Here is a 20,136-nt window from a genome sequence, read left to right on the forward strand (position 1 = left end):
CATGGAGCACTCCGAGCTCGACTGGAACGCGTTGCTCTGGGCTGGTGGCTGGCTCGGCGCCGTCCTGGTGCTGTTCGCGACCGGGCTGAGACTACCGCTGCAGACCACCCTCGCTGGCTGGCGGGGACGTGCCTATTCGGCCGGCGTAATCGTGATCGCGGCCGGCGCCGCGGTGCTGGCCAATGTCGCGCTGCATCTGCATGACGTGCATTTCGATCTGACTCGCGAGAAGGTCTATACGCCCTCGGGCGCGGCCATGCGGGCGATTGACGAGGTCTCCCGCGAGGTAAGCGTCACCTACTTTTATCGCTCGCAGGATCCCGCGGCGCGGCGCGCGCGGGACCTCCTTGCAATCATGGCCCGGCGCAACCCGCTGCTCAACGTCGTCGCGGTCGATCCCGACCGGGACCCGAGACTCGCGCGCGAGAAGGCAATCCAGATCTACAATGCCGCGGTCGTGGAGGCGGAGGGACGCCGGGTGCTGGTGCAAGGCACGGACGAGACGGAGATCGCGATAGGTATCCAGCGCGTATTGCGCGGGCGCGCGGTTACCGCCTGCTTCCTCGAGGGCCATGGCGAGCTGCCGATGGACAATTTCGAGTACCACACGCACCTGGAAAGCGGCGCGGGCCACAGCCACGACGACGCCAGCTCGCAGGTGGTCGAGATGCCGGGCCACGGCGCGGGGAGGTTGCGGCGCGCGCTCGAAGCGCAGGGGTATGAGGCGCGGAAGCTCGTCCTCGCCACCGAGGGCGACGTGCCTGCCGCGTGCACGCTCCTCATCGCGGCCAATCCGCGGACCACGTTCCTGCCGGCTGAGAGCGCGGCCTTGCGCGCCTATCTCAGGCGCGGCGGGTCGGCCCTTCTCCTGCTGGACCTGGGTTTCGTCCTCGAACCCGGGCTCGCCCGGCTCGTCGCCGAGCTCGGCGTCCGTCCGGAGCAGGAGGTCGTCGTCGATCCCTTGAGCCACTACTCGACCAACCCCGAGATCGTGGCGGTCACGGGCTACGACCCCCATCCGGTTACGCGTTCGATCTCGCTCACCTTCTACCCCGGCGTCCGTCCGATCACGCTGTTGCCGCCGGCGGGCGACCTCCGCGTCACCCCGCTGCTGCTCAGCAGCCGGGACAGCTACACGCGCCCGGTCAAACCGGTGGGGTCACACGCGTTCGAGCCTGACGCGACGGGTGAGAAGGACGCGGCGGCGCCCCCGGTCCCCGGCCCGCGCGTGTTGGGCGTCGCCGTGGAAGGGCGCCTCGACGGCAACTCCGAACCCATGCGCGCCATCGTCGTCGGCGACAGCGATTTCGCCAGCAACTCGTTCTTTCCTTATATGGCAAATAGCGACCTTCTGCTCTCGGTAGCCCGCTGGCTGGCACGTGAGGAGCGCACGACGGCCGTCGCTGCGCGTGTCCCCGTGCCTCCGCTGATCGCGTTGACCGGGCGGCAGTCGAACGCGGTGTTCTTCATGGTCGTGGTCGCAATGCCGCTGCTGGTGATCGCGCTCGGCTGCATTGTTTGGTGGCGGCGGCGATGAGGCGGCATGTCCTGCATCCCGTCCTCGCGGCGCTCGCGCTGCTCTACCTCGCGGCGATGGTGGTGAGCGGCGCTATGCCGGTGCAGCGCCAGCTCGTGCGGTTCGAAGCCAAGGGCGTGCTCAAGCGCGCGCCGGAAGAGATCACGCGGGTTGAGTTGAGCCGCGGCACGCGGCTCGTTACCCTGGTCCGTGCGGGCGAGACGGCGTGGGCGACGCCTGACGGCGTCAACATCGGCACCGCCGGGCTCCGGGTCAGCAAGGCCGTCCAGATCATGCACAATTCCGGGCCTGTCCGCGAGATCGAGGCGGCAGAGCTCGTGGGGAGCGATCCAGCGCCGTTCGGCCTCGACCCGCCGCGGCTCTCCGTGAAGCTCTACGGAGGGGACGGCGAGCCGGTGCTCAGCGCCCGCTTCGGCGAGTTCAACCCTGAGGGGTACCTCCAGTACATGCGCATCGATGGCAATCCGCGGCTCTACCTGATGTCCCGTTTCGTCGGCGGCGAATGGGCCGAGGTAATGACTGAAGTGGCCGCGCGATGATGCCTCCTGCCTGTCTCCGCCGCGCGGCGCCGTGGGCGGCTCTCACGCTGCTGCTACTGCTCGGACCAGCGCAAGGGCACATCGCAGGCTCGATGGGCTATGCCACCGTGACCCTGCACGGCGGAACTGTCCGGTACAGCCTCACCCTCGGCCCAGATGCGCTCGCGGCGGCCGGGGGCGCGATTGACGGGGTACGGCTGGCGCCCCGTGGCGACGACGGCACGCTGGCCGATTTGGTCGCGCGCAAAGTCGGCATTTCCGCGAATGGGGTGCGATGCGAGCCGGTGCCCGGAACGGTCACGCCGCCCACGCCCGACCGCGCCAATGCCGTAGTGATCATTGACTACGCCTGTCCTGGTACGCCGCGCGAACTTGTGCTGCGCGACGACCTGTCTGACGTCCTCGGCAACGACTACCACGCGCTTGTCCGCGTCGAAGCCCTGGGGAGCGTGCAGCAATACACCCTCGAACGCGACCAGCGCGAGGCTCGCCTCGCCGTCGCGGCACCGAGCGGGAGCCCGGCGCCCGAGGTTACCGCCGGGAGCGGCGTCTTCGCCTTTTTTCGGCTGGGCATCGAGCACATCCTGACGGGAGTTGACCACCTCCTGTTCGTGCTGGCTCTCGTCCTGGGCGGCGGAGGAATCGGATCCTTGTTCGCCGTCATCACCGCCTTCACGGTGGCGCACAGCATCACCTTGGCCGTGGCGGTACTGGGCGCGGCGTCGCCGCCCAGTTGGATCGTCGAGCCGGTGATCGCGCTGTCGATCGTCTACGTCGCGGCCGAAAACATTTTCCTGAGACGCACGGCGTCGTGGCGCTGGGCCGTGGGCTTTGCGTTTGGCCTCGTGCATGGCTTCGGGTTTGCCGGCGCGTTGCTCGATCTCGATCTGCCCCCGGCCGCCCTGGCCGGCGCGCTCGTGTCGTTCAACCTCGGCGTTGAATCCGCCCAGGCAGCGGTGATCGCCGCTTTCCTGCCGGTCCTCCTTTGGTTTCGGCGCGCCGCGTTGGAGCGGCGGGCGGTGACGACGCTCTCCGCGCTCGTATTGGTCGCTGGGCTCGCCTTCCTCGTCGATCGCGTTCTGGTCGCCGCGAACTGGTGAGATTCCGCCAAGTCGGGCGATGCCTCGGTATGTTGACCTCCTCAACTGGTGCGGCTGGTCATCTTCAAGTCGGAGGGCTTTCGCTGAGCGATAGTAAAAATTGGCTTGCCGATATTCGTACATCGCTTGTCTGTTTGATTGCTATTGCGCTCCTTCCCGCTCACCATGGCGATATACAGCACCAGGGCCAACAGGATGGCAACCAGCGCGTTCGACACCCAGTACAACGGCGAGCGTCCAGTTCCAGTTGCAGCAAGTTCAGCCGCTCGTTCCCGTGCTTTGGCTGCGCGACACCAACAAAAGCCGAAGAATGCAAAAGCAGCGATCCAGATCATTCCAATCCGTTCGCATAGAAACCTGCAAGCACTCTCAAATAACTCGAATTATCAGCATCCCGCGCTTTGACAAAGGATCCCCACTTCACCTTCTGACCCGTGGTTGACCTTAGCCTGAAGCGCAAGTGTGTCCGCTTCCGACAGGTGACCCGACCAAGTTCATGCTGGCCAACGAGGGCTGCCTTTGGACCCATAGCGGAAGTAAGTGGGGGCATTTCGCTGCCACTCGCCATGCTGTGGGCGAGCGCCCTGCTTGGATGATATTTCGTGACTGCCGTCACATACGGACGAGAAGGTTGATCGGTCAAATGACCCCGCCCAAATGTTCAACAGATTTTGCAGCAATTGGCCGGGCAGCAGTAAGCGCACCGCGTGCAGGGCAACCCGGGGGCAGATACTTGGGGGGCAGTGATGCTTGCGAGGCCCGTGGCTGAGCTCAGCCTAGGGGGCGGGGATGTCCGCTTCTGCTGAGGCCGGACGAAGGTCATGCTGTGTACCGAGGCCAGCCCTTGACCCTCACCTGACATGGCCCTAGCCCAAGCCCAATGCCCGTGCTTTGATAGCTGGAACGGAATCTACCCATCTCGGGAGGCCGTTTTGACCGACAATCGCGTGGAACGGCGGCTTGCGGCAATTCTGGCAGCGGATGTTGCCGGATACAGCCGCCTGATGGGTGCGGACGAAGAAGCGACCCTGCGTACCCTGGGCGCTTACCGTCGTACCATATCCGATCTCATATCCGAACATGCAGGACGCATTTTTGGATCTGCCGGAGACAGCGTGATTGCGGAATTCAGCAGCGCCGTGCAGGCCGTGCGCGCTGTAGTTGCGATCCAGCGCGCGCTCGCTCGCCATAATGCCGATCTTCCCGGCGATCGGAGGATGGAATACCGGATCGGAGTCAATCTCGGCGACGTGATGGTGGAGAGCGACAATCTGTTCGGCGACGGCGTAAACGTTGCTGCGCGGCTGGAAGGCGTTGCGGAGCCGGGCGGAATTTGTATCTCCGGTGCTGTCCGCGATCAGATCGAAGGCAAGCTAAACTTTCCGCTTATTCCGATTGGACAACGATCGCTTAGGAATATCAGTCGTCCGATTTTGATCTACTCCGTGAATTGGCGACCTGAGCATCCGTTAGCTACAGGTGTGTTGGGCGGTGAACTCTCGCTGCCGGACAAACCGTCGATTGCGGTGCTCCCTTTCTCTAACATGAGCGGCGATCCCGAGCAGGAGTATTTCGCAGATGGCATCACAGAAGACATCACCACCGCCTTATCTCATCACCGATGGTTTTTCGTCATCGCGCGAAATTCGACGTTTGTCTACAAGGGACGAGCCGTCGATGTTAAGCAGGTCGCTCGCGAACTCGGCGTGCGATACATCCTCGAAGGAAGCGTAAGAAGGGCCGGTCAGCGGGTGCGGATCACAGGCCAGCTGATCGAGGCGGAAACCGGCAATCACTTATGGGCCGAGCGGTTCGACCGCGATATGGCCGACATTTTTGCCATCCAGGACGAGATCACCCAGAGCGTGGTCGGGGCGATCGAGCCCGAAATGCTGCTCATCGAAGGAAGACGGGCCTTTCGCAAAAGCATCGGCAACCTGGGCGCTTTCGATTGCTGCATGCGTGCCATGTGGCTTTTTGCACAAATGACTCCCGAGAATCAGGATCAGGCAGTCGCTCTGCTGCGGCATGCGATCAGTCTTGATTCGACTCTCGCCCAGGCACACATGTGCCTTGCACGCACGCTGAATAGCCGGATCTGGCACGGCTGGACTAGCGAAATCGCCAGCGACGCGTCCGAAGCTCACGCGGCTGCGGTGCGCTCGGTTGCGATCGATGATCGCGACCCCTACTGCCACTACGCGTTGTCTTGGACGAGCTTAGTTATGCGAATGCATGCGCAGGCGCTTGCCGAGGCGCAGCGTTCGATCGACCTCAACCCGAACTTTGCGCTCGGGTTTGTCGCCCTTGGCCTGGTCCGGATCTATATCGGACACTTTAGAGAGGGTCTCGACGCTCTGCTGAGTTGTCTTCGCCTCAACCCTAACGATCCTCAAGCCGGCGCTTTTCTCAGTTTCATCGCGCTCGCCCACTATCATCAGGAGAACTACGAGGAGGCGGTCCATTATGGTCAGCTTGCGATCCGCACGCACCGTATGCACGTGGGGCTTAGGATCCTGCTCGCGAGTTTTGGTCAACTCGGACGCGTTGAGGAAGCCCGACCATTACTCCATGATTTCATCTGTCGGCCTGCGGATCCGCAGCAGCTGTTCGATATCACGACCCCCTATCTTGACGTGAAGTACCGGGAGCACCTCGCAGACGGCCTGTGTCGTGCAGGCGTAACCAACCTGCGCGGTTAGGCATTTAGTAAAACGCGGAGCTTCTTGAGGCAATGGCTCTCTGCCACAGGGCAAAGCAGACGTTCCGAAAACTTAACTTTGCCTCATGGCCGGTACTTGGCGTGTCCGCTTTTGGCCCCTAGCTGACCATTTGCGAAGCGCTTTGCTAGGTCGGCTTCTTGGTGCTGACCGGACGCCTTACGCTGTTCTCCGGTCAACCAATTGGGCCACGCTGGCGCCGCTCAGGAATGCGGCCCAATCTTTCATTAGCGCCCGACGCTTCTCCAATTTCTGGCCACGCTGATAGGCTGCGGTGGTCTCACTTTTGTACTTGTGAGCCAGTGCGGCCTCGCGCACACCATCCGGGTAGTCGGTGCATTCCTCAGCCCAGGTCGCGAACGTCGACCGAAATCCGTGTACCGTTACGTGTCCATAGCCGAGCCGATGAAGGACCGCGAGCATCGCGTTTTCGGAGAATGCCCCGCCATCGGGGTTGGTGAAGATCAATTCGCCTTGGCGACCATCGCGCATCTCGTCGAGGATCGCCAGCGCGGGATCCGTCAACGGAACGGTCCTGGTCCATCTTCATTCGCTCGCCGGGGATTTTCCAGGTCGAGCCCGGCCGGTCGATCTCAGACCAATGCCCTTCGACCGCCTCGTTTGTGCGACAAGCCGTGAGGATTAGGAAGCGAAGCATCGCGGCGGCAGTTCCGGGCGCGCCCGCAAGGAGGTTCATGAAGGCCGGCGCTTCGGAATAAGGCAACGCCGGATGATGTCGAACCACCCGCTTGGCTCGTTTTGGCAGCTTCTCGCGCAACTGCCTTGTGAGCTCGGCCGGATTACGGAAGTCGGGATCGTCGATGTCGACGTTCTTCGCAATGATCGTTTCGATCCGGCCGCGGACGCGGTTCGCAGTCTCACGCTTCTCCACCCAGATCGGCTGCAACAGATCGTGGATGTGGCTTGGCTTGATCTCGGGGATCGTCAGCTTGCCGATAATGGGATAGGCGTAACGCTTGAGAGAGGCTGGCCACTGATCGCGATGCTTCTCGCTCCACATCGACCAGTTCGTCCGAATGTAGGCTTCCGCACATTCCTCGAACGTCGACAATACCATTTTAGCTTCGGCGACTTTCGTCTCCTCCCGCTCCTTTCGCCTCTCCTGAACAATGTCAACGCCGGCCGTGCTGCGGTCGCCTTTCACGCGCAGCCGGGCTGCGTCGCGAGCGAGCCGCGCATCCTTTAGCGATACATCCTTGAAAGAGCCGAGCCCGTGCCGGCGCTCCTTGCCGTCTTTCCAATATCGGTAGGACCAGCTCTTCGATGTCGGTCCTTGGACGATCAAGTAGAGACCTTCGCCGTCCGCATATTTGCCGGGCTTGTTTTGGCGCTCTACGTCAAATGGTTTCAACCTTCCAGCCATTGTTCCTCCGAGAAAACCGTCCTCCGAACCCACGGTCTAAAGCTACGGTCAGCATCCCAATTAGGGAGAACACCGACGAACTGCGAAGTACAGGTCCTCGGCGCAAGTTACTGATTTTACTGTGGACTTCGAACGACTGCGAACAGTGGAGAACAATATACTGGCGGAAGGGGTGGGATTCGAACCCACGGTACCCTTGCGGGCACGCCGGTTTTCAAGACCGGTGCCTTAAACCACTCGGCCACCCTTCCCTCTCAGCGGGCTCCAGCACTTAGCCAATGGTGGCGTTGAACGCAAGGCGAACGAACAATCTGGTTCCGAACTGCGCACGCCGGTCCGACTTGTTTGCGGAAACCGATGATGCCGATCCAATGTGCACCGCATGAGCGGTCCCTCGTCGTCTTCGCGGCTGTGCAAGGCGCTGAAGTCGGAGAGTCCGTCCACGCCCAGCACGACAGCTCCTCTTGCGCATTTAGGGCGAAGACGAGCGAAACGATGCACAAAGATTCCCGATGTGAGGCCGAGACCTGCCACCGGACGGCAGCCGCAACTGACGAGGTCGGCAGGGAGGCACTGCGGCGCCTCGGAGCCGATTGGATCAGTTGCCGAGCAAGCCGAGGCGAGGCAATCCCGTTCTTGAACACGTCGTCTCAGCATTGAAGGTAGATCAACATCCGTCCGTCGCCGGCGGCCGAGGGAAACAGTGCCTAGATCCCCCAAATACGGGAGCTCCCACGAACAACCGTCAATTCGCAGCGGGTTGGCGGCTCGATGGCTGTCCCAGGCTGGCACATGAATCTTGGCACGCGCCATGCAGAACTATCTTCAACCGGGGATTTTGCATTTCCCTCCCTGGGGCTGGAGCAACGCCGCCTGCCATCATTTCAAGCAGGCGGCGTTGCTGTTTCCGCAGCCCGCAGATCGGCCCCCGGTATCAGCGATCATGAATCCTGTTGCGCTGGCGATGACGGAAGTTCTGCCTGTTCGCGCTCCGAAATAGCACCGGAAAAGAAAGCGGCGCCCCCCGAGGGGAGCGCCGCGTGATGCTCTTCCGTGTCGGCTCAGTAGCCGCAGGACGCGCAGCCCATCTGAACCGGGGCATAGTAGGAATAGCCGGGCGAGACCATCTCGACGCGCTGGCGCGTGGCGTATTGCGGGGGAATGCGCTCGTACTGGACGCCCGGGGGAGCGACCATCACGGTCTGCGGCACCATCACGGTACGGTACTGCGCGGGTGTGCGGTGCGCGACCACGGCGCCCGGCGACACCATCACGGTCTCGTCGACGGTGCGGTACTGCGGCGGCGCGTATTGCTGCTGATAGCAGGTCGTGCACGGCGGCGGCGCGTAGCAATTGTAGCAGCCGGCGGAGGCCGCGCCCGTCATGGAAATCGCCGCAACGGCCGTTGAGAAAACGACAGCAAGAGTACGAGACATTGTGGTGGCGCCCCAGTTGCCCGACATGGATTTGCGAAGGTGCCGCAGTATACGCCGCAAAATTCTCGGCTGCCGAACTTCGTCGAGGCATCCTTAATGCGAACGGCCGGCTTTCGCCGGCCGTTCAGAACTCGTTGACCATCTGCGTACCGCGCAAACGCGGCGTGCGCTCAGTTCGAGCGGCGCTTGACCTCGCGCACCGCGCCGCGCGCGGCGCTGGTGGTGAGCGCGGCGTAAGCCTGCAGCGCGGTCGAGACGTTGCGCTTGCGGTTGGTCGGCAGCCAGGCGGCATCGCCCTTCGCTTCTTCCGCCGCGCGGCGCTCGGCAAGCTCCTCGTCGGAGACCTCGAGGCTGATGCTGCGGTTCGGGATGTCGATCGCGATGCGGTCGCCGTCACGCACGAGGCCGATGTTGCCGCCTTCGGCGGCTTCCGGCGAGAGGTGCCCGATCGACAGGCCCGAGGAGCCGCCGGAGAAACGGCCGTCGGTGACGAGCGCGCAGGCTTTGCCGAGGCCCATCGATTTCAGATAGCTCGTCGGATAGAGCATCTCCTGCATGCCGGGGCCGCCGCGCGGGCCTTCATAGCGCACGACGACGACTTCGCCGGCCACGACCTTGCCGCCGAGAATGCCCTCGACCGCGGCGTCCTGGCTTTCGAACACGCGCGCGGGGCCGGAGAATTTCAGGATCGAGGCATCGACGCCGGCGGTCTTCACGATGCAGCCGTCCTGCGCGAGGTTGCCGTAGAGCACGGCGAGACCGCCATCCTTGCTGAAGGCGTGTTCGAGATCGCGCACCACCCCCTTCTCGCGGTCGGCATCGAGCTCGTCGTAACGGCGCTCCTGGCTGAAGGCGACCTGGGTCGGGATGCCGCCGGGCGAGGCGCGATAGAAGGTGCGCACGGTCTCGCTCTTGGTGCGCTTGATGTCCCACCGCTCCAGCGCATCGTTCATGGTCGGTGCGTGCACGGTCGAGACCGAAGTGTCGATCAGCCCGGCACGGTCGAGCTCGCCCAGGATGCCCATGATGCCGCCGGCGCGGTGCACGTCCTCGACATGCACGTCGGCAACCGACGGCGCGACCTTGCAGAGCACGGGTACGCGGCGCGAGAGGCGGTCGATGTCGCGCATGGTGAACTCCACCTGCCCTTCGTGCGCGGCGGCAAGCAGATGCAGCACGGTGTTGGTCGAGCCGCCCATCGCGATGTCGAGCGTCATCGCGTTCTCGAACGCCTTGAAGTTCGCGATGTTGCGCGGAAGGACCGAGGCGTCGTCCTGCTCGTAATAGCGGCGGACGAGATCGACGATGGTGTGTCCGGCCTCGACGAACAGGCGCTTGCGGTCGGCATGGGTCGCGACCACCGAGCCGTTGCCGGGCAGCGCGAGGCCCAGCGCCTCGGTCAGGCAGTTCATGGAGTTGGCGGTGAACATGCCGGAGCACGAGCCGCAGGTCGGGCACGCCGAGCGCTCGATCACCTTGACGTCGTCGTCGCTGACCTTGGAGTCAGCCGCGGCGACCATGGCGTCGATGAGATCGACGGCCTTGGTCTTGCCCTGCAGCTTGACCTTGCCGGCCTCCATCGGGCCGCCCGAGACAAATACGGCGGGGATGTTGAGGCGCAGCGCCGCCATCAGCATGCCGGGCGTGATCTTGTCGCAATTGGAGATGCAGACGAGGCCGTCGGCACAGTGGGCGTTGGCCATGTATTCAACGCTGTCGGCGATCAGCTCGCGCGACGGCAGGCTGTAGAGCATGCCGTCATGGCCCATGGCGATGCCGTCGTCGACGGCGATGGTGTTGAACTCCTTGGCGACGCCGCCGGCCTGCTCGATCTCGCGGGCCACCAGCTGGCCGAGGTCCTTGAGGTGGACGTGACCGGGCACGAACTGGGTGAAGGAGTTGACCACCGCAATGATCGGCTTGCCGAAATCGGCGTCCTTCATGCCCGTCGCACGCCAGAGGCCGCGGGCGCCCGCCATGTTGCGGCCGTGGGTGGTGGTGCGGGAGCGATAGGCTGGCATGGCGGTTTCCGTCCTCGGGTTTGGGGACCGGGCGGGAAAATGTGGAGCCGCCTCAGGCCTTTCCGGCCGGATAGCGCACGGACCGGCGAGGCGCAACGGGAACTTGGTCCGGACAGGGCTCCCCTGCTCCCGGCGCGGGGGCTCTCACGTGCCCGGACGCAGCGCAGCGTGAAACGGTGCGCTGCAGAACCAGGGTCCAGACTTGGGGCGACATGGGTCCCTGTGTCTGGGAAGTCTGGCATGATGATGGTGGGCGGGAAGCCGTTGGGTCCTTGGCGCTTGACGCCGTGAGCCGGCTCGGTCTCCCGCCCGTTCCATCTATCAACCTGAACAGTTGCACGAGGCTGCGTCAACAGACCTCGCATCACAGGGACAGGCACCGTGATCATATCCTCTCGTTGCGTCGGGATCGACATCTCCAAACATCACCTTGATATTTTCGATGAGGCCATCGGCGTAGCGGAACGCATCGCCAACGCGCCACAGGCCATCACACAGCTGGTGGCGCGTTGGCGATGTGATGCGCTGATCGTCTTCGAGGCTACGGGGGTCTATGACCTCGAGCTTCGGGAGGCCCTGCATCGGGCCGGCATCCGCTTTGCCCGGATCAATCCGGCCCGTGCCCGCGACTTTGCCCGCGCCAGCGGCCAGCTCGCCAAGACCGATCCGATCGATGCGCGGATGCTGGCGGCCTTTGCCCGCGCCATGAAGCCCGCCACCGAGCAGGCCGCGACGCCTGCTCGCAACACTTTGGCAAGGCTTGCAAAACGGCGGGACCAACTGGTTGCCATGAGGGCCCAGGAAAAGAACCGCCGCAGCGAAGCCGAGGACCGCGCCATGGTGGAACGCATCGCTCGCCTCATCGAGGTCCTCAATGATGAGATCGCCGAAATCGACACTGAGATTCATGCGCTCGTCAAAGCCGAACCGGAGCTTGCCAATGATGCACAGTTGATGCGCTCGGTGCCCGGCGTGGGACCCGTCGCTTGCATGCAACTCCTCACCCAGATGCCCGAACTTGGGCGTCTCGGGCCAAAGGAGGTGGCCGCTCTTGCCGGCCTGGCTCCCTTCAATGTCGATAGCGGGGCTTATCGTGGCAAGCGCAAGATCGGCGGCGGACGAAAGCGCGTCCGCGACGCCCTCTACATGGCTGCTCTCAACGCCGTTCGTCGCGCCGATCACTTCAAAATCTTCTATGACCGGCTCCGTCTGGCCGGCAAACCAGCAAAGCTCGCCCTCATTGCTGTCGCAAGGAAGCTGCTGACCATCCTCAACGCAATGCTGCGCGACCGAAAACCCTATAAAATCGCACCATCAACATAACAGTTGCCGGCTCGCGCTTTGCGCGTCCGGGACACGAGACCCCTACCCTTATTGCAGCGTCGGATCCAGCCGGTCGCGCAGCCAGTCGCCGATCACGGAGACGGCCAGCGTGGTGACGACGATCGTGGCGGCCGGCGCCAGCATGATCCATGGTGCCCGCGTCAGGTATTCCCGGCCGTAGCCGACCATGTTGCCGAGGCTGGTCATCGGCGGTTGCACGCCGAGGCCAAGGAAGGACAGGCCGGATTCCATCAGGATCACCTCGGGGAAGACCAGCGTGGTCGAGACGATCAGGGTCGAGGCGATGTTGGGCAGGATATGACGGAGGTAAATCCGTGACGGCGTCGCCCCCAACTGGCGGACGGCCGCCGCATAGCCTTGTGCATTGGCGGAGATGGCAAGGCCCCGCGCGATGCGAGCATAGCGCTCCCAGCCGAACAGGCCCATCAGGCCAGTCAGCAACGGCAGCGAATTGCCGAAGAAGGCGAGCACGGCCAGCGCCATGATCAGGAAGGGCATGCTGGCCTGGAAGTCGGTCAGCATCAGCACGAGTTGCTCCACGGCGCCGCGGAAATGCGCGGCGAGGAAGCCCAGCGTGGTGCCGACGATCGCCGAGATCGCGGTGGCGCCGAACGCGATCAGCAGCGAGATGCGGATGGAGACGAGAAGCCGCGACAGCACGTCCCGGCCAAGCTCATCGGTGCCCAGCCAGTGCGCGGCATTGCCGGGCGCCGCGAGGCGGTTGCGCAGGTCGAGCTGGGTGAAGCCGTAAGGCGCGATGTTCTCCGCGAATGCCGCGATCAGCAGCATCGCGACGATCCAACTGATCGCCAGCGCGACCGAGACCGGAATTGCCGGCAGGCTGATGCGGCGGCGGATAGAGGTATCCTTCAGCGTCGCGTCGGTCATGCGTGGGCTCCTTTCGCGCGCAGGCGCGGGTCGAGGAAGCCGTAGAGGAAGTCGACGATCAGGTTGGACGTCACCATGGTCATCGCGACCAGCAACAGGATGCACTGCACGACCGCGAGATCGCGATTGGCGACGGCGACGACGAGGAGCCGCCCTACCCCTGGCCAGGCGAACACGCTTTCCACCACGACCGCGCCCGCGATCAGGGTGCCGACCATGAAGCCCAAAATGGTGACGGTCGGGATCGCCGCGTTCGGCAGCGCGTGCGACGTCACCAACTTGCGCCACGGCACCCCCTTGGCCGAGGCGGTTCGGATATAGGGCTGCCCGAGCACCTCCAGCATCGCGCTGCGGGTGAAGCGCGCCAGCACCGCAGCGCCGCCGAGGCTGAGGGTTGCGATCGGCAGGATGGCGTGGCGCCAGCTGTCCTGTCCGCCAGACGGCAGCCAGCCGAGCTGCACGGCAAAGACGAGCACCAGCAGCAGCGCCAGCACGAAGCTTGGCACCGTGAATCCGGCCACCGCCGTCATCATCACGGCGCGGTCGATCGCGGAGCCGCGATGCAGCGCGGCGTAGATGCCGGCGGGAATGCCGAGCGCGACCTTGAAGGCGAAGGCCGGCAGCGTCAGCGCCAGCGTCGCCCGGATGCGCTCCAGCACGAGCTCGATCGCGGGTCGTCCGTCGCGCATCGAACGGCCAAGCTCGCCCTTGGCGATGGCGCCGAAATAATCGAAATATTGAGCCCAGATCGGATCATCGAGACCCCACGCCTTCCGGAATGCGGCGAGCACCTCCGGCGGCGCCTCCGGTCCCAGGATCATCAGCGCGGGATCGCCCGACAGCCGCAGCACGATGAAGGCGAAGGTGACGACGAGCACAATCGTCAGGGCCGCGCGCCCGATCCGAATGGCGAAATAGCGTCCCATCAGGCTGCGTCCCGTGTCGCGGCGCCCGTGACGAGATGACAGGCGACCTGCCGATTGCCGCCGACGGCCGCGAGCGTCGGCACCTCGCTCGCACAGCGCGCGATCGCGCGCGGACAGCGCGGGTGGAAGGCGCAGCCGTTCGGCCGTGCCGCCGGGTTCGGCGGATCGCCTGATAGCACGATGCGGCCGGCGCTGCGGCGGCCGGGCGCGGGCGATGCAGAGACCAGCGCCTGGGTGTAGGGATGCTCGGACCGCGCGAACAGGTCGTCGGCGCTGCCGATCTCGACGATGCGGCCGAGATACATCACGGCCACGACATTGCTGATCTGCCTGACGACGCGCAGATCGTGGCTGATGAACAGCAGCGTCAGCGACAGCCGGGCCTGAAGATCGGCGAGCAGGTTCACCACCTGCGCCTGGATCGAGACGTCGAGCGCGCTGACCGGCTCGTCGCAGACCAGGAAATCAGGCTTGGTGGCGAGCGCGCGCGCCAGCACGATGCGTTGGCGCTGGCCGCCGGACAGTGCGCCCGGGTAGCGCCCGCCATGCGCCGGCGTCAGCTCGACGGCGCGAAACAACTCGCGAACGCGCTCCTCGCGCTCCGCGGGCGTGCCGAGGCCGTGGATGTCCAGCGGCTCGCGGATTTGTGTCGCCACCGGCAGGCGCCGGTCCAGCGCGCCGAGCGGATCCTGGAAGATCATCTGCATGCGCGCACGCTGCGCGCGCCAGGCGGCCGTCCCGGCAGCAGCCATCGGCTTGCCCTGGAAGCGCACTTCGCCTCTATCGGGCGGCTCGAGGCCGAGCACGATGCGCCCCGTGGTCGACTTGCCCGAGCCGGACTCGCCGACGAGACCCAGCGTTTCGCCCTTGGCAATCGCGAGCGACACGCCATCGACGGCATGAACGGCCGCGCTGCGGCCGAACGTTCCGGAACGCATGGCGTAGCTGCGCGAGATCGCGGACACCTCGACGAGCGGTGGACTCATTCGGCCGCGATCCCAAGCAGCGCGCGGCGCGAGGCCTCGGCGCGGATGCAGGCGACGCTGCGGTCATCCGCGATCGGCGCCAGGCTCGGAGCGGCAAGGCCGCACGGTTCGGCCGCCAGCGTGCAGCGCGGCGCGAAGGCGCAGCCGCTTGGCATGTGCGCCGGATCAGGCACCGTCCCGGGAATAGCGGTGAGACGCCGGCGCGGACCGTCGAGCGGCGGCAGCGCACCGATCAGCCCTTGCGCATAGGGATGCACGGGATCGGCGAACAGCTGGTTGCTGGGCGCCTGCTCGACGATGCGTCCGGCATACATCACCGCGACGCGTTCGCAGATCTCGGCGACGACGCCGAGATCGTGGCTGATCAGCACCATCGCCATGCCGAGCTCGCGGCGGACCGTGGAGAGCAGCTCCAGGATCTGGGCCTGGATGGTGGCATCTAACGCCGTGGTCGGCTCATCCGCGATCAGGAGATCGGGATTTCCGGCCAGCGCCATCGCGATCATGATGCGCTGGACTTGGCCGCCGGAGAATTCGTGCGGATAGGCCTCTAACCGCCGCGCCGCGTCGGGAATGCCGACGAGATCGAGCAGCCGTCGCGCTTCCGCCTTCACGGCGTTGCCTTGGAGATCACGATGCAGGGCCAGTGCTTCGCAGAGTTGCTTGCGGATGGTCAGCACCGGGTTGAGCGCGCTCGCCGGATCCTGGAAGATCATGGCAATCCGTCCGCCCCGCACGCGATCAAGCGCAGTGGCGGGCGCGCCGAAGATCTCGCGTCCCTCGAGCCGCACCGAGCCGGAGACCTGCGCATGGCGCGGCAAGAGGCCCAGCGCGGCGAGCCATGTGACCGACTTGCCCGACCCGGACTCGCCGACGAGGCCAAGGGCCTCGCCCTTCTGCAAGGCAAGATCGACGCCGCGCAGGACCGGCACGCCGCTGAAGGCGACGCTCAGGCCTGCAATGCTGACCAACGGCACCACGTCAGGCCTCGAAATTGCCGGCACGGAAATCCATCGCGAAGGCGGGGGATGCCTTCCACTTGATCGATTTCGGCTTGGCCGTGAAGGTCGCGTTCTGGTGCAGCACCGTGTAGGCGGGGTCTTCGCGCTCGGCGATCTCCAGCATCCGGCGGAACGCCTTCTTGCGGGCGGCGCGGTCGGTCGAGGTTTCCAGGAACTCCGACAGCTTGTTCAGCTCGACATTGGTCCATTCGCCAATCTGCTGCTGCTGGCCGTTCGGCCCGTGCTGGGCGACCAGCGAGGACACGGGATCGTTGAACGCGGCCGAGTTCGACCAGTCGCGCACAGCGCGCGCGGGCCCCCGCTCCATGACCTGCGACCAGTTCTCCTTGGTCTCGATCTGCACGTTGAGGCCGACCGACTTCCACATCTCGACCAGGATCTGCGCCGTCGCGACCTGGTTGGTGTAATAGTTGTTGAGCAGGCGATAGGGAATCGGATCGCCCTTGTAATTGGCCTGCTTGAGCAGATCCTGCGCAAGCTTCGGATCATACGCGGGCACGCTCCAGTCGGCGTTGAACATGTCGCCGTAGAATTCCCACTGCAGGCCTTTCGGCACGCGGGTGCGGCCGGCCCACAGGCTATCGACGATGGCCTGGCGGTCGATCGCATGAGTGAACGCGCGCCTCACCAGCGGATTGGCGAGCTGGGCGTGGTTCTTGTCGAACACCGTCAGGCGATGATTGAGGATGGTGCCGCCCTGCACTTCGAACGCGGCGTTCTTCTCGATGCCGGCGATCTGGTCCGGCGGGATGTCGCAGGCGAACTGGTATTCGCCCGACAACAGACCGTTGATGCGGCTCGCGACTTCAGGCACTTCGAGGAAGCGGATGCGCTTGAGCGGCGGACGGCCACCCCAATATTCGTCGTGGGCTTCGAGCGCGAGCGAGACGTCGGGCTTGAGCTCGACGACCTTGTAGGGGCCGGTGGTGATCGGCTTGCGTGCCCAGTCGAGATAGCTCGCGGACTCATCCCAGGCGCGGCGGTTCATGATGTCGGAGCCGTAGCGCGACAGCCGACCCTCGATGGTGACGTCCGGCGTCGCGTTGTAGAAGCGCACGGTGTACTTGTCGACGGCATCGACGCGCACGAGGTCCGGCCAGATGCGGCGGGCGACGGCCGGCACATCCGGCGGCAGCTCCTTGCCCGGCCGCGGCGTCGGGATCTTCTCGAACGCCTTGATGGTGGAGCGGTTCTTGGCCTCGGTCTCGCCGAACATGCGTTCACGGCTGAAGGTGAAGACGACGTCGTCCGCCGTCAGCTCGTCGCCATTGTGGAACTTGACGCCCTGGCGCAGCTTCACCTCGACGGTCTGATCGTCGATGCGGCGCCATTCGGTGGCAAGGCCAGGCACGGCTTCGAGATTGCCACGCCAGTTCTTGGAGATCAGGCCTTCCCAGATCGAGGAGAAGAATACACGCTCGCCGACGTTGGACTGCTCGCGCAGCACGTCGAGCACGTTCGAATTGGTGACCTTCTGCACGGCGATCGTGACCGACGGACGGTTGTCGTCTTGCGCGATCGCAAAACGCGGGAGCAGCAGCGTGCTCGCGGCAATGCCGCCGGATTTCAGGATGGTGCGACGGGTGAGCTTGCTCATGATGATGACCCTGCCCTTTATGATGACGGTTATTCGGCGAGGCCGAGCGCGGCGAGATGGGCGGCGCCGGCGCGGACATCATCGTGGTTGCGGAGCTCGAGGATCAGCCGCGGATTTGAAGTCAGCCGGCCAAGGGCGCGGAATACGGCGACCCACGGGATATTGCCTTCGCCCGGCGCCCAGTGCCGGTCGGCGAAGCCGTCGGTGTCCTGAAGGTGCACATGCGTCAGCATGTCGCCGGCGGTCTCGACATAGTAGTCGACCGGCGGCGCTCCGGTGGAGACATGCGCGTAGTTGGCGTGCCCGGTGTCGAGCGAGACGCGGACCTTGCTGCTCTCGAGCGCCTTGGCGAGGCGCACGCGGTCGCGCGGATCCTTGTCCTCGATGTTCTCGATGACGATCTCGCAGCCGATGGTTTCAGCGCGCGCGATCACCTCGGCGAGCGTCGCCTTGACGCGTTCGACGATATTGCCGCGGTTATCCGGATAGAGATCGAGATTGTTGTGGTCCCAGGTCGTGAACGGCGAGTGAATCACCATCTGCGTCGCGCCGAGGAACTCGGCGGCATCCAGCCCCTGAAGCAGACGCTTGGTCACCGCCTGACGGATCATCGGATCGTGGCTGTCGATCTTGAACCCCCAGAACGGGCCGTGGATGCCGAGCCGGCCGCTATGGCCGGAAAGCATCTGCTTGGTCTCGCTTGCCGTGCTCCGCCAATCGCTGTCGAGCAGATCGGCGCGGAAAAAATCCTGGATCTCGAGATCGCGCTGCCGTTCGAGAAGCCAGTCGCGATGCGCGGGAATCGATTTGATGGACAATGCGGCGCCCAGCACCGGCTTCGACATAGCTTGCTCCTTCACCGTCAGCGATGACGGGAGCAGCGCTAGACCAGTTCAATGACAGGCCCGTGAATGTGTCTTCGCCGGCGCCGACGAGATGTGGACATCCTGCGCATTGCAAGCAACATGTTGAGCAGCGGTGCTGCCGTCAATGCAGGCATCTGCAGATTCCCGCAGCAGGAAGTTCAATCGTGTCCGTAGTGATCCGGATTTGAATCCTATTCAGATCTCGCGTAAATCGCGCGACATCGATCGGCGGCACTTCAAGAGGCATCACCTTCTGATCGCGCACCACGGGGCTGGGGGCAACCACATGGGGCGGGGGATCTAAGGCTGGGGCAAGGTGACGAGGTCCGGACTCCTAGGCACTCCGGACCTCGAAACTTTCGACATCGAACGCAATCGCGCCGCCCGGCTGGTTTCTGCCGGGCGGCGCGTTGTCGTTTCAGCGTCGTTGCAGTCAGCGCCTCTGCGGCTCGATCGTCACCGTGCAGTCGCCCTGCCCTTGCGTTGCGACCACGATGTTGCCCGCGGGAGCACCGAGCGCGATCGGCGCGGACGAGCCGCCGTCGGGCATCTGGACCGTCACGCTCAAGGAATCGGTGCGTGCAGTCGAGCCAACGGTTGAGGGTTCCGCTTGGGCGACATTGCCCGAGGCGTCACGCCGCATGATCTGGCAGTTCACATTGCTCCCGCCGGCCGCCGCCATGCTCGACGTGGCGCTGCCGCCCATTTGAGCACGGGCCCGCGACGGATCGCGGGGCACCTGGCTGACGATGCGATGCGTCCGCGGCTCGACAATAACGACCTCGTCCTCCGTCGCGAAATATTCGTAGTCTCGATATGCGGGCTCGATCGAGACGATCTCGGGCGGAAGCCTATGGAGACGCACGCGCGAGGGAATTGTCTCGCCGACCCGGATCGAGATGTTCAGATTGCGCTCCGGCTGCGCCAGCCGCGCGCGGCTCACCGTTTCGGAGATCCGCACCTGCTTCTCCGACGTCACCTGGGCCTGCTGATTGACCTGCGTGTTTGTCTGCGTGGTCTGATTGGCTTGGTTGGTCTGCGTGGCCGAGGTGCCGGGTGCGCTCTGCGCATTGCTGGCCGGAGCCGTCCGGTTCGTATCGCTCGCGGTGGCCGGCCGGTTGGTCTGTTGCGCCGGCTGCTGTTGCTCGGCCGCATTGCGCGGCGGCTGGGCCTGGTTGCGCTCGTTCTGGTTGGCCGCAGCTCCCGTGCGCTCGTTCTGCTGGCCAGTTGGGGCGGTCCTGGACTTCTCGGACTCGGCCGTTGATTTCTGCGGCGCAGACTTGTCCTGCTTCGTCTCCGCGCTGCTCTTGCCGCTGTCGCGTCCCGGCTTCGCGCTCTCAGCCTCGCGGTTGCGATCGCGCGAAGGCTCTCGGGATTCTTGTATCTGATCCCTCGTCTTCGGTTGGTTGCGCTCGGCAGAACTGGCTGGCTGCCGCTTGTCGTCGTTCGCCTCCTGCTTGGCAGCACCGCCCTTCTGTTCGCGGCCCGCACCCTGCAGCCGCTCCTGAGCGCCCTGCGCGCGCTCTTGAACGCGCTCTTGAGCCGGACCGCCGCGCTGTGGCGCAGCGCCTTTTGCCGGTTCCTCCGTTCGTTTCGGCTCGTCCCTTCGCTCACCGGGCGCCTGAGCGTAGGCGAAGCCGGATGCGAGCATGAGTCCGATGGCCGCAGTCGATAACATCAGGTGTTTACGCATGGTCCCTCTCCTCGAAAATTCTCAACGACAGACGCGAACGTTCTGTCCTTGCGAAGGTTCCTGAGCGGGAACGTAAC

The 20,136-nt window shown here is 64.7% G+C and carries 17 protein-coding genes and 1 tRNA gene; 6 read left to right on the top strand and 12 right to left on the bottom strand.

Annotated elements, in window-relative coordinates:
* The first annotated feature begins 1 nt into the window (after position 1).
* From ABIG06_RS31435 to ABIG06_RS31445, 3 genes are all read left to right on the top strand, one after another.
* Positions 2–1,537 carry a GldG family protein gene (locus ABIG06_RS31435; RefSeq protein WP_370139841.1) on the top strand — a complete coding sequence of 512 codons (1,536 nt, stop codon included), beginning with the start codon at positions 2–4 and terminating at the stop codon, positions 1,535–1,537.
* The gene (locus ABIG06_RS31440) at positions 1,534–2,076 is read left to right on the top strand and encodes a hypothetical protein (protein ID WP_370139842.1); all 543 of its coding nucleotides are present in this window, start codon (positions 1,534–1,536) and stop codon (positions 2,074–2,076) included. The genes ABIG06_RS31435 and ABIG06_RS31440 overlap by 4 nt, the downstream gene beginning before the upstream one ends.
* A 92-nt stretch (positions 2,077–2,168) precedes the next feature.
* Positions 2,169–3,176, top strand: coding sequence for a HupE/UreJ family protein (locus tag ABIG06_RS31445; protein ID WP_370139843.1), 1,008 nt, complete (start codon positions 2,169–2,171; stop codon positions 3,174–3,176).
* Positions 3,177–3,217: 41 nt separating this feature from the next.
* On the opposite strand, the gene ABIG06_RS31450 is transcribed toward ABIG06_RS31445, so the two are convergent.
* Positions 3,218–3,511, bottom strand: coding sequence for a hypothetical protein (locus ABIG06_RS31450; RefSeq protein WP_370139844.1), 294 nt, complete (start codon positions 3,509–3,511; stop codon positions 3,218–3,220).
* 597 nt (positions 3,512–4,108) lie between these two features.
* On the opposite strand from ABIG06_RS31450, the gene ABIG06_RS31455 reads away from it, so the two are divergent.
* Positions 4,109–5,878: an adenylate/guanylate cyclase domain-containing protein gene (locus ABIG06_RS31455; RefSeq protein WP_370139845.1), complete on the top strand. Its 1,770-nt coding sequence runs from the start codon at positions 4,109–4,111 to the stop codon at positions 5,876–5,878.
* Between the two features lie 361 nt (positions 5,879–6,239).
* Here the strand turns inward: ABIG06_RS31455 and ABIG06_RS31460 are convergent, their stop codons facing one another.
* Together ABIG06_RS31460 and ABIG06_RS31465 are read right to left on the bottom strand one after the other, a co-directional pair.
* Positions 6,240–7,280: a tyrosine-type recombinase/integrase gene (locus tag ABIG06_RS31460; RefSeq protein ID WP_370139846.1), complete on the bottom strand. Its 1,041-nt coding sequence runs from the start codon at positions 7,278–7,280 to the stop codon at positions 6,240–6,242.
* Between the two features lie 161 nt (positions 7,281–7,441).
* Positions 7,442–7,531: transfer RNA gene (locus ABIG06_RS31465), tRNA-Ser, on the bottom strand.
* A 560-nt stretch (positions 7,532–8,091) separates the two neighbouring features.
* Here ABIG06_RS31465 and ABIG06_RS31470 point away from each other — a divergent pair.
* On the top strand, positions 8,092–8,280 hold the full coding sequence (locus tag ABIG06_RS31470; RefSeq protein ID WP_124161012.1) for a hypothetical protein: 189 nt from the start codon (positions 8,092–8,094) through the stop codon (positions 8,278–8,280).
* A 61-nt stretch (positions 8,281–8,341) separates the two neighbouring features.
* On the opposite strand, the gene ABIG06_RS31475 is transcribed toward ABIG06_RS31470, so the two are convergent.
* Together ABIG06_RS31475 and ilvD are read right to left on the bottom strand one after the other, a co-directional pair.
* Positions 8,342–8,665 (bottom strand): hypothetical protein, encoded by a 324-nt coding sequence (locus ABIG06_RS31475; protein ID WP_124161013.1) that lies wholly within the window; start codon positions 8,663–8,665, stop codon positions 8,342–8,344.
* A gap of 221 nt (positions 8,666–8,886) precedes the next feature.
* Complete coding sequence (ilvD, locus tag ABIG06_RS31480; RefSeq protein ID WP_370139872.1) at positions 8,887–10,737, bottom strand: dihydroxy-acid dehydratase; 1,851 nt, start codon at positions 10,735–10,737, stop codon at positions 8,887–8,889.
* Positions 10,738–11,118: 381 nt separating this feature from the next.
* Between ilvD and ABIG06_RS31485 the strand changes: the two genes are divergently transcribed.
* On the top strand, positions 11,119–12,060 hold the full coding sequence (locus tag ABIG06_RS31485) for an IS110 family transposase (RefSeq protein ID WP_370134307.1): 942 nt from the start codon (positions 11,119–11,121) through the stop codon (positions 12,058–12,060).
* Between the two features lie 48 nt (positions 12,061–12,108).
* Here ABIG06_RS31485 and ABIG06_RS31490 read toward each other — a convergent pair whose 3' ends face one another.
* The 7 genes from ABIG06_RS31490 to ABIG06_RS31520 all read right to left on the bottom strand — a co-directional run bounded on the left by ABIG06_RS31490 (position 12,109) and on the right by ABIG06_RS31520 (position 20,059).
* A complete protein-coding gene (locus tag ABIG06_RS31490) occupies positions 12,109–12,969 on the bottom strand; it encodes an ABC transporter permease (protein ID WP_370139873.1) in 861 nt (286 codons plus the stop codon).
* Positions 12,966–13,895 carry an ABC transporter permease gene (locus ABIG06_RS31495; RefSeq protein ID WP_370139874.1) on the bottom strand — a complete coding sequence of 310 codons (930 nt, stop codon included), beginning with the start codon at positions 13,893–13,895 and terminating at the stop codon, positions 12,966–12,968. The genes ABIG06_RS31490 and ABIG06_RS31495 overlap by 4 nt, the downstream gene beginning before the upstream one ends.
* A complete protein-coding gene (locus ABIG06_RS31500) occupies positions 13,895–14,881 on the bottom strand; it encodes an ABC transporter ATP-binding protein (protein ID WP_424578475.1) in 987 nt (328 codons plus the stop codon). The genes ABIG06_RS31495 and ABIG06_RS31500 overlap by 1 nt, the downstream gene beginning before the upstream one ends.
* Positions 14,878–15,861 (bottom strand): ABC transporter ATP-binding protein, encoded by a 984-nt coding sequence (locus ABIG06_RS31505; RefSeq protein ID WP_424578476.1) that lies wholly within the window; start codon positions 15,859–15,861, stop codon positions 14,878–14,880. Before ABIG06_RS31505 ends, ABIG06_RS31500 begins: the two co-directional genes overlap by 4 nt.
* Position 15,862: 1 nt before the next feature.
* A complete protein-coding gene (locus ABIG06_RS31510; RefSeq protein ID WP_124161019.1) occupies positions 15,863–17,500 on the bottom strand; it encodes an ABC transporter substrate-binding protein in 1,638 nt (545 codons plus the stop codon).
* 29 nt (positions 17,501–17,529) lie between these two features.
* Entirely contained in the window at positions 17,530–18,345 is an 816-nt protein-coding gene (locus ABIG06_RS31515) for a sugar phosphate isomerase/epimerase family protein (RefSeq protein WP_370139877.1), read from the bottom strand.
* Positions 18,346–18,799: 454 nt separating this feature from the next.
* Positions 18,800–20,059, bottom strand: a complete 1,260-nt coding sequence (locus ABIG06_RS31520) for a DUF1236 domain-containing protein (RefSeq protein WP_370139878.1) — start codon at positions 20,057–20,059, stop codon at positions 18,800–18,802.
* Positions 20,060–20,136: the final 77 nt, after the last annotated feature.

Source organism: Bradyrhizobium sp. USDA 326 (genome assembly GCF_049739485.1).
Taxonomy (GTDB): domain Bacteria; phylum Pseudomonadota; class Alphaproteobacteria; order Rhizobiales; family Xanthobacteraceae; genus Bradyrhizobium.

Excerpts from the sequence above, each read along its gene's own strand:
- ABIG06_RS31435 (WP_370139841.1), top strand. The coding sequence starts at position 2 with ATGGAGCACTCCGAGCTCGACTGGAACGCGTTGCTCTGGGCTGGTGGC.
- ABIG06_RS31440 (WP_370139842.1), top strand. The coding sequence starts at position 1,534 with ATGAGGCGGCATGTCCTGCATCCCGTCCTCGCGGCGCTCGCGCTGCTC.
- ABIG06_RS31445 (WP_370139843.1), top strand. The coding sequence starts at position 2,169 with ATGGGCTATGCCACCGTGACCCTGCACGGCGGAACTGTCCGGTACAGC.
- ABIG06_RS31450 (WP_370139844.1), bottom strand. The coding sequence starts at position 3,511 with ATGATCTGGATCGCTGCTTTTGCATTCTTCGGCTTTTGTTGGTGTCGC.
- ABIG06_RS31460 (WP_370139846.1), bottom strand. The coding sequence starts at position 7,280 with ATGGCTGGAAGGTTGAAACCATTTGACGTAGAGCGCCAAAACAAGCCC.
- ABIG06_RS31470 (WP_124161012.1), top strand. The coding sequence starts at position 8,092 with ATGCAGAACTATCTTCAACCGGGGATTTTGCATTTCCCTCCCTGGGGC.
- ABIG06_RS31475 (WP_124161013.1), bottom strand. The coding sequence starts at position 8,665 with ATGACGGGCGCGGCCTCCGCCGGCTGCTACAATTGCTACGCGCCGCCG.
- ilvD (WP_370139872.1), bottom strand. The coding sequence starts at position 10,737 with ATGCCAGCCTATCGCTCCCGCACCACCACCCACGGCCGCAACATGGCG.
- ABIG06_RS31490 (WP_370139873.1), bottom strand. The coding sequence starts at position 12,969 with ATGACCGACGCGACGCTGAAGGATACCTCTATCCGCCGCCGCATCAGC.
- ABIG06_RS31495 (WP_370139874.1), bottom strand. The coding sequence starts at position 13,895 with ATGGGACGCTATTTCGCCATTCGGATCGGGCGCGCGGCCCTGACGATT.
- ABIG06_RS31500 (WP_424578475.1), bottom strand. The coding sequence starts at position 14,881 with ATGAGTCCACCGCTCGTCGAGGTGTCCGCGATCTCGCGCAGCTACGCC.
- ABIG06_RS31510 (WP_124161019.1), bottom strand. The coding sequence starts at position 17,500 with ATGAGCAAGCTCACCCGTCGCACCATCCTGAAATCCGGCGGCATTGCC.
- ABIG06_RS31515 (WP_370139877.1), bottom strand. The coding sequence starts at position 18,345 with ATGTCGAAGCCGGTGCTGGGCGCCGCATTGTCCATCAAATCGATTCCC.
- ABIG06_RS31520 (WP_370139878.1), bottom strand. The coding sequence starts at position 20,059 with ATGCGTAAACACCTGATGTTATCGACTGCGGCCATCGGACTCATGCTC.